The sequence below is a fragment of the Treponema sp. R6D11 genome, assembly GCF_054786075.1.
Genome location: NZ_BDHD01000450.1, coordinates 1 through 1,007, shown reverse-complemented (window position 1 = coordinate 1,007; position 1,007 = coordinate 1). Strand labels below are relative to the sequence as shown.

The window sequence follows — 1,007 nt, the reverse complement described above, 5'->3', positions numbered from 1 at the left end:
ATGTGTATCTTCACGCTTTTTGAAAGCCTCGCCTTGCTCATCTATTGCAGCTAATATCTCTGCCGCAAAACGCTCTTTCATTGTCCTCTCGCTACGTTTTCTAGAATAGCTTACAAGCCATCTTAAAGCCAACGTTCTTTGACGTTCAGGGCGAACTTCCATAGGAACTTGGTATGTTGCGCCGCCGACTCTACGAGCCTTAACTTCAAGCAATGGTTTGATTTTTTCAATAGCCTCTTTGAAAACTTCTAGCGGATCCTTTTTTGTTTTTTCTTCAATAATTTTAAATGCTCCGTATACTATTTTTTGAGCAACTGATTTTTTGCCGTCTAGCATAATAACGTTAACAACACGTGTTACAAGCTTATCTCCATAAACTGGATCTGGCAAAACGTCTCTTTTAGGAACATTACCTCTTCTTGGCACTTTACTTTCCCTCTCTCTCTTATTTGCAGGGTTATCCCCCGCTGGGTACTCACGGAATTTTTTATCCGTGTTCGCGCCTACTACATATATATAATAGACACTTGCAGTTTAGTTGCTACTCGCTAGCCTCTGCGGCTGGTGCGGGTGCAGCTGCTTTAGCTCCACCTTTCGCTTTTTTAGCACCATATTTGCTACGCGATTGGTTTCTGCCTTCAGCTCCGCTTGTATCAAGCGTACCGCGAACGATGTGATAGCGCACACCTGGAAGGTCTTTAACCCTACCACCACGAACAAGCACAACGCTATGCTCTGATAGTTTATGACCAATCCCTGGGATATACGCCCACGCTTCTGCTCCGTTTGTAAAACGCACACGAGCAACCTTTCTCATAGCCGAGTTCGGCTTTTTAGGGTTCATCGTTGTAACATTCGTGCAAACACCGCGAACAAGTGGTGAATTAACTGCAACTTCTGTGTTCTTTAATGAATTCTTTTTAAAGTTCAATGCAGGCACTTTAGATTTATTAACCTTTGTTTTCCTGCCTTTTTTAACTAATTGTTGACAAGTTGGCACCTAGCTC

At 42.9% G+C, this 1,007-nt stretch carries 2 protein-coding genes; both read right to left on the bottom strand.

Annotated elements, in window-relative coordinates:
* A partial coding sequence (gene rpsG / locus ACYVTD_RS13880) for a 30S ribosomal protein S7 (protein ID WP_461248317.1) occupies nt 1-426 on the bottom strand: 426 nt, incomplete at its 3' end.
* Between the two features lie 115 nt (nt 427-541).
* Nucleotides 542-1,000 (bottom strand): 30S ribosomal protein S12, encoded by a 459-nt coding sequence (gene rpsL, locus ACYVTD_RS13875; RefSeq protein WP_461248316.1) that lies wholly within the window; start codon nt 998-1,000, stop codon nt 542-544.
* Nucleotides 1,001-1,007 lie beyond the last annotated feature (7 nt).